Source organism: Acidovorax sp. 35-64-16, assembly GCF_002281195.1.
GTDB lineage: Bacteria > Pseudomonadota > Gammaproteobacteria > Burkholderiales > Burkholderiaceae_C > Acidovorax > Acidovorax defluvii.
The window spans coordinates 1-5,430 of the sequence record NZ_NCFM01000073.1; the positions used below are offsets into that span (position 1 = coordinate 1).

Genomic DNA, 5,430 nt, shown 5'->3' on the forward strand with positions numbered 1-5,430 from the left:
GGATCGCTCAGTAGGTGGGGATGTAGACCACCTCAATGTCCACGCGCTGGTTCTCGCGCCGGCCCTCGGCCGTCGAGTTGTCTGCCACGAAATCGGCGGCCGATGCGAAGTTCACCATGATCTTGAGCGGCGAGACGCCGCGCGCCACCAAGTACGACCTGGCCGAGAGCGCACGGCGTAGTGCAAGGGCCTCATCGGCCGCGCTGGGCCGTAGTGTGCTGGTGCGCCCGCTGATGTAGATGATCGCCGCATTCCTAGCGTCGGCCAGCAGCTCCAGGGCCTCTGGCGTCGGCTGGAATGTCGCGCTGCTGTCGGGGAAGGACACCGATACGCCGGACTTGATCGGCGTGCCGAAGTTGCCGGCGTCGCCGGCGGCCAGTGCGCTTTGCGCGCTGACCAGGAACGCCAGAGAGAGGGCCAGAAGAACGGGTTTTCGCATGGGGCAGGACTCCAATCAGAAGAACAGGTAGCCGGCCTTGCTCATGGGGATGCGGATCAACCAGAGCGAGGCCAGGTGCAGCGGGTAATAGGCGTAGAAGGCCCAGCGCAGGCGCGGCACGCGCACATCCACCCGCGAGGCCAGGAAGAGCACCGGCAGGGCTGCCAAGGCCCACAGGTTGCGATTGACGAACCACAGGGCCGCGCAGGCCAGCACCGCGACCGCCGCGGCGGCCCAGCTCGGCCGGCGCGTGTACGACCACACCGCCAGGCCGAAAGCCACGGCCGGCCACCAATATTCGACCGAGCTGCCGCCGACCAGGAACACCACGCCGGCGGCCGCCAGGTGCAGCTTGCCGCCACGTTCGACCAGGTAAGCCGTGGCCGTGACGACCAGCAGCGTGAACATCACGTTGAGCGGCCACCAACCGGCGTACAGGCCGCCGAGGGCCACGAAGGGCACGGAGGCCAGCGCGCCGAACATCGCCAGGCGCGACATGGTGCGGCCGTACACGCCGCGTTCGAGCGTGCCCGGCCGGGCCAGGTTGTAGGCCAGGACGAACACGAAAAGGGGGAGCGCCACGCGGCCGGCCTCGAACAGCACCGGCAGCGTCGCGTTGAACAGGTACTTGTTGACGTGATCGCCGGTCATGAGAACCAGTGCGAGCCACTTCAACGCTTCGACGGTTCCATCAGGAATCCGCAGGGCCTTCATCAGCGCCGGCCCCCGCGAATCGCGTAGGCGCGCAGCACCAGGAAGATGATGTAGAGCGCTGGCAGTGAGAGCACGAAGGCGATGGGCTTGCCGATCCACGCCGGCAGCGCCCACAGCAGAAGGCCCAAGGCGAAGATCGGGCCGAGGCCCAGCAGAAGCAAATCGAGCTGGTTCTTGGCCTGTCCTTCCGCCCACTTGCAATAGGCTTGAAGCAACCGGCCGACGCCCAGCGTATACCGCATCATGAAGGCGTGGAATTTGTCCATGTTTAGCCGCTAAATCGGAAGAGCCGGCCTACTCGGCCGACCCCTCGCGTGAAGTGTTGAAAGACACCGTGCGGGGCACGTAGCCGGCCACCGACACGCTGCGAGCTGCTGCGGCCGCTGGGGCGGCCTGCTGGGGTGCTGGTGCCGGCCTGGCCGCCGGCGTCGCCCGCTGGGCCACCGTCGCGGGCTGGCTGGGCGTCGAGGGCGTGGCCCCGGCCTTCGTCACGTCAAGCGTGACGAACCGAGCTTCGAGCCAATCGGCCCACTTCGACGCCTTGCGCATCAAGTCGGCCCGGTACACCGCGTTGTACTGCGGCGTGCGCGAGTGGTAGTTCGCCGCCTTCGTCCAGAGGTCGCCCTTGTCGTTGCGGATGTGCATCCGCAGCCGCCAGGCGGCCAGGTCGAACGAGTAGCAGCCGGCAGCCGCCACATCGTTCGCCGTGATGCCGTATCGGGCCAGGTCGCCCAGGTACGCGGTGTTGAACTGCATCGGGCCAACGTCATGCGTGCCATTCGAGTTGCGCACCCACTGGCCCGGCTTGCCGCCCTCTTTCTCGGCGACGGCCAACACGATGTTGACCGGCACCTCGTACTTGACGGCGGCCGAGATCGAGCAGACGACGCGCTCCTGGAGCTGCGGCGGCAGATCGGCGAAGAACGGCATGCCCTCCCCTCCCTCAGTTCAGCCAGGACTGACGGCGGCGCTCTTCGTCCTCGCGCCGGATGCGTTCGTTGTACTCGGCCAAGGCGCGGTCATAGTCGCGCGCTTCGACCCAATACCCGCCCCGCTCTGGCGTCCCGACATAGCGCGGCAGCGTGCCGCTGCTGGCGAAGTCGGTGTAGGCGTGGCCGGTGTAGGCCGCGCAGAAGTCGGGCATCTGGTTGCTGATGTACGTGCGCCCATCGTCGTAGCCGCCCGTCCACATCACCAACGTCGAGTTCAGCGACTGCGCGTCGCAACGGCCAGCGCCGCGCGAGATCGCCGACACGAGCGACTGCATTTCCGGCGTCTGGCTCGCCACCGGGCAAAGCTGGAGGAAGTTCAGGCGGGCGCGGATCGTGTCCGACAGCTTGCGCTTCGTGATGTTGAAGTACCGCGACAGCGACGGCGTGCATTCGCTCGGGCGCGTGCCCGACGACAGGCACAGGATCGCCTCGCAGGCCAGGCGCGTGTCGCCGGTCAGCACGTCTTGCGCGCTGGCCGTGCCGGCGGTCGATCCGAGGGCTGCCACGAGGGCGGCCAGGGCAAACAGTTTCTTCTTCATGGTTGGACTCTCCTTGGTTACGCAGTTGTGCCGTCGCGGCCTTGCTCGCGGTTGGCGAACGCAGCTACTTCGGACTCGGGATCGGCATCGGCGGGGCCGCCTGCCAGGCTGTTGTCGCCGAAGCTCGGCGCGGGCTGCTGGTCGGGCACGTCGATGTTCTCGGCCGTGCCGCTTCCTTGCGCCTTGATCGCGGCGGCGATCTTTCCGCCAGTGGTGTCGGCGATCCGCTCGGCTGCGGCTTCGCGCAGGCTCGCGGCTTTGGCCTTGGCAACATCGGCGGTTCCCTTCGCCAAGTTCGCGCCGGCGTCGGCGGCGATGCGGCCGGCCGTGCCGAGGGCCGATGCGGCCGATGCGAGCAAGCCGGGGCCGGTGCTGCCCGGTGCGGCCTGCTGCCCTTGCCCTGCCCCGCCGGCGGGCTTGGGTTCGTTCTTGGCGGCCTTGTCGGCACTGCTGCCGGTGCTGGCCGTCGAGCTGCTGCCCTGGCCGCCGGCGTCGGCTTTGCCGCCGCCCTTATCGCCGCCCTTCGAGCTGCCCGAGCTGCTGCCGGTCGAGGGGCTGCCGCCACCCGACGAAGAGCCACCGCCGGAGCTGCCGCTAAAGCCCGCAGCCTGAGCGAAGGGCGTGCTGCCGGTGCCGGCGTCGCCGCCGCCGCCCGCACCGCCGCCCGAGCTGCCGCCGCCCGAGAAGGCCGACATAACGTCCGTGCCTGCCGACACGTTCTCATTGGCCTTCGAGAAGGCGGCCATGACGGCAGAGGCACCACCGGCGGCCGAGGCTGCGCCGGCGGCCAGAGCGGCGCCGCCGGTCGCGGCCGCTGCTGCTGCCATGCCTGCGGCACCCAACGCAGCGCCTGCACCGAACTGGCCGATGCCGGCACCGCCCACGCTCGCGCCGGTGATGATCCCGGCGATGAGCGGCGGAATCTTGTTGACCAACGCCAAGAGGATGATGACGACGATCAGCATCACGCCCATTTCCTTGAGGCTGATGCCGGCGCTCATGCGCGAGTAGTAGTCATCGAGGAAGGTCTTGCCGATGCCCACCAGGAGCACCATTGCGAAGAGCTGCGCGGCCACGCCCAGGACGACCTTGTAGTAGTTGATCGCCATGTCGGAAGTCCAGCGCGAACCACCGAAGCCGAGGAAGAACACGCCGCCGTAGGCGAGCACCCAGCCCGACGCGAGCAGCAGAAGCATATTCACACCGACCAGGGCCAGGATGACCAGGATCGCCACGGCCATGAGGATGCCGGCCATGCTGTCCACCGGCGACCACACCGAGGACTGATCCATCACCTTGTCGAAGATCGCAAAGCCCACGTCCACGATGCCCGAGGGCGACAGAGCATTGCCCAGGCCCGTCGCGTTGCCGGCGAGCTGCCGCAACGACGCATAGATGGACGAGGCGAAGTTAGGGCCGTTGGTCAGCGCCCACCAGAAGAAGCCGGTAAAGATCGTGAAGCGGACGAACTCCGCGAAGAACTCGCCAATGTCGGCCTTGCGCAAGGCCATCATGCCGAACGTCCAGACCATCGAGATCACAACCAGCGTCCAGAAGAGCCAGGTTGCGGCCGTGGTGATGACACCGGCCCAGCCGCTCGCGGCGGCCTGGTAGCGATCCAGCACGCTATCGAACACGCCGGCGTTGTCGATGGCCGCGTGGGCATCGACCGCGAAGAACGCCAGCCAGACGAACAGCGGCAGGGCGAGGGTTTTTAGATTGGCTGGCATTCTCATCGTCAGCACCTCACCATTCGCGTTTCGGGCTGGGCTTGAAATCCCCACCACGACGCAAGCACAGCGACGAAAAAGCCTGCTGGACGCCCTTGTCCTCGATCTTGGCGATGTTCTCGGGCTTGCAGTTCTCGTCGTTCACTTCCGGCATGGGGGCCGTGGCCGGCTTGTTGTCGCAGCCGGCGACCAAGGCCGCCACGAGGGCGGCCGAGGCCAAGGACAGAGCCTTGATTGCTTTCATGAATCCCCCTTACCAGGTGCGCGCCGGGCTGGCCCGGTAGCTGCCCTGGCGCAGTTGTGCGGCCGCTGCCGCCTGCTGGGCTTCCTTGTCGGCGTCGGCCTGCATCTTGGTTGCCATCGCGTTCTGCTGCGCGATCAGCAGGCCACGAATCTGCAAGAGCTGGTTGGCCTGCTGGCTGGCGAGCTGGTTGGCGTAGCCGATGGCCTGCATTTGGCCCTGCGCGCCCTGCGCTGCCGATTGAAGACGCTGCAACGTCGCTGCATCGGCCGTGAGATTCGTTTGCTGCCTATCGAGGCCCTTGAACAAGGCATCGTTGGCCTTCTTCTGCGACTCGCTCGCGAGCTGGGCCACATTCCGAAGTGCTGCGCGTTCCGCGTCGGAGCACCCTGCCGCCGTAAAGCACGGCGAGTTCTTGTAGTAGTTCACGTCCTGGAACTTGCCGATGTAGCTGTCCAGGCTGCCGAGTTGGGTCTTGTAGTAATCCAGCGTGTTGACCGCGTTCATCAACCCGTTGATGGTCGATTGCGCCTGATCCCAGATATACGCGGCCGGGGCCATCGTGTTCTGGAGTTGGTTTTGATACTGCTGGAGCTGGGTGCTGTACTGCTCAATTTGCTTGAGCGTCTGGGCCACCGATTCGATGGCCGTCATGATGTTCTGCGACAGGTTGGTGCCGTCGATGACGGGGATGCCAGCCTGCACAGGTGTGACCGCCAGCGTGCTCGAAACAGCAATGACGAGGGCCAATTTAGCGGCTAAAAACTTCGGCTTC

The 5,430-nt window shown here is 66.6% G+C and carries 8 protein-coding genes; all 8 read right to left on the reverse strand.

The genetic code is table 11. The annotated features are described in order from the left end of the window. Positions 1–7: 7 nt before the first annotated feature. Positions 8–439, reverse strand: a complete 432-nt coding sequence (locus B7Y64_RS18935) for an OmpA family protein (RefSeq protein ID WP_001665065.1) — start codon at positions 437–439, stop codon at positions 8–10. A 15-nt stretch (positions 440–454) separates the two neighbouring features. Further along, positions 455–1,153, reverse strand: a complete 699-nt coding sequence (locus B7Y64_RS18940) for a TraX family protein (protein ID WP_011114053.1) — start codon at positions 1,151–1,153, stop codon at positions 455–457. Next, positions 1,153–1,419: a hypothetical protein gene (locus tag B7Y64_RS18945; RefSeq protein ID WP_010890140.1), complete on the reverse strand. Its 267-nt coding sequence runs from the start codon at positions 1,417–1,419 to the stop codon at positions 1,153–1,155. Before B7Y64_RS18945 ends, B7Y64_RS18940 begins: the two co-directional genes overlap by 1 nt. Positions 1,420–1,447: 28 nt before the next feature. After that, a complete protein-coding gene (locus B7Y64_RS18950; RefSeq protein ID WP_011114052.1) occupies positions 1,448–2,083 on the reverse strand; it encodes a transglycosylase SLT domain-containing protein in 636 nt (211 codons plus the stop codon). Positions 2,084–2,096: 13 nt separating this feature from the next. Continuing rightward, complete coding sequence (locus B7Y64_RS18955; RefSeq protein WP_291329637.1) at positions 2,097–2,684, reverse strand: TrbM/KikA/MpfK family conjugal transfer protein; 588 nt, start codon at positions 2,682–2,684, stop codon at positions 2,097–2,099. 17 nt (positions 2,685–2,701) lie between these two features. Then, positions 2,702–4,420 carry a P-type conjugative transfer protein TrbL gene (gene trbL, locus B7Y64_RS18960; RefSeq protein WP_011114051.1) on the reverse strand — a complete coding sequence of 573 codons (1,719 nt, stop codon included), beginning with the start codon at positions 4,418–4,420 and terminating at the stop codon, positions 2,702–2,704. Between the two features lie 10 nt (positions 4,421–4,430). Continuing rightward, entirely contained in the window at positions 4,431–4,658 is a 228-nt protein-coding gene (gene trbK, locus B7Y64_RS18965) for an entry exclusion lipoprotein TrbK (protein ID WP_000644148.1), read from the reverse strand. Positions 4,659–4,667: 9 nt separating this feature from the next. Beyond that, positions 4,668–5,430: P-type conjugative transfer protein TrbJ (trbJ, locus tag B7Y64_RS18970; protein ID WP_291329644.1), on the reverse strand; the 763-nt coding region annotated here is incomplete at its 5' end.

Coding starts and splice junctions, on each gene's coding strand:
- B7Y64_RS18935 (WP_001665065.1), bottom strand. CDS start 439: ATGCGAAAACCCGTTCTTCTGGCCCTCTCTCTGGCGTTCCTGGTCAGC.
- B7Y64_RS18940 (WP_011114053.1), bottom strand. CDS start 1,153: ATGAAGGCCCTGCGGATTCCTGATGGAACCGTCGAAGCGTTGAAGTGG.
- B7Y64_RS18945 (WP_010890140.1), bottom strand. CDS start 1,419: ATGGACAAATTCCACGCCTTCATGATGCGGTATACGCTGGGCGTCGGC.
- B7Y64_RS18950 (WP_011114052.1), bottom strand. CDS start 2,083: ATGCCGTTCTTCGCCGATCTGCCGCCGCAGCTCCAGGAGCGCGTCGTC.
- B7Y64_RS18955 (WP_291329637.1), bottom strand. CDS start 2,684: ATGAAGAAGAAACTGTTTGCCCTGGCCGCCCTCGTGGCAGCCCTCGGA.
- trbL (WP_011114051.1), bottom strand. CDS start 4,420: ATGAGAATGCCAGCCAATCTAAAAACCCTCGCCCTGCCGCTGTTCGTC.
- trbK (WP_000644148.1), bottom strand. CDS start 4,658: ATGAAAGCAATCAAGGCTCTGTCCTTGGCCTCGGCCGCCCTCGTGGCG.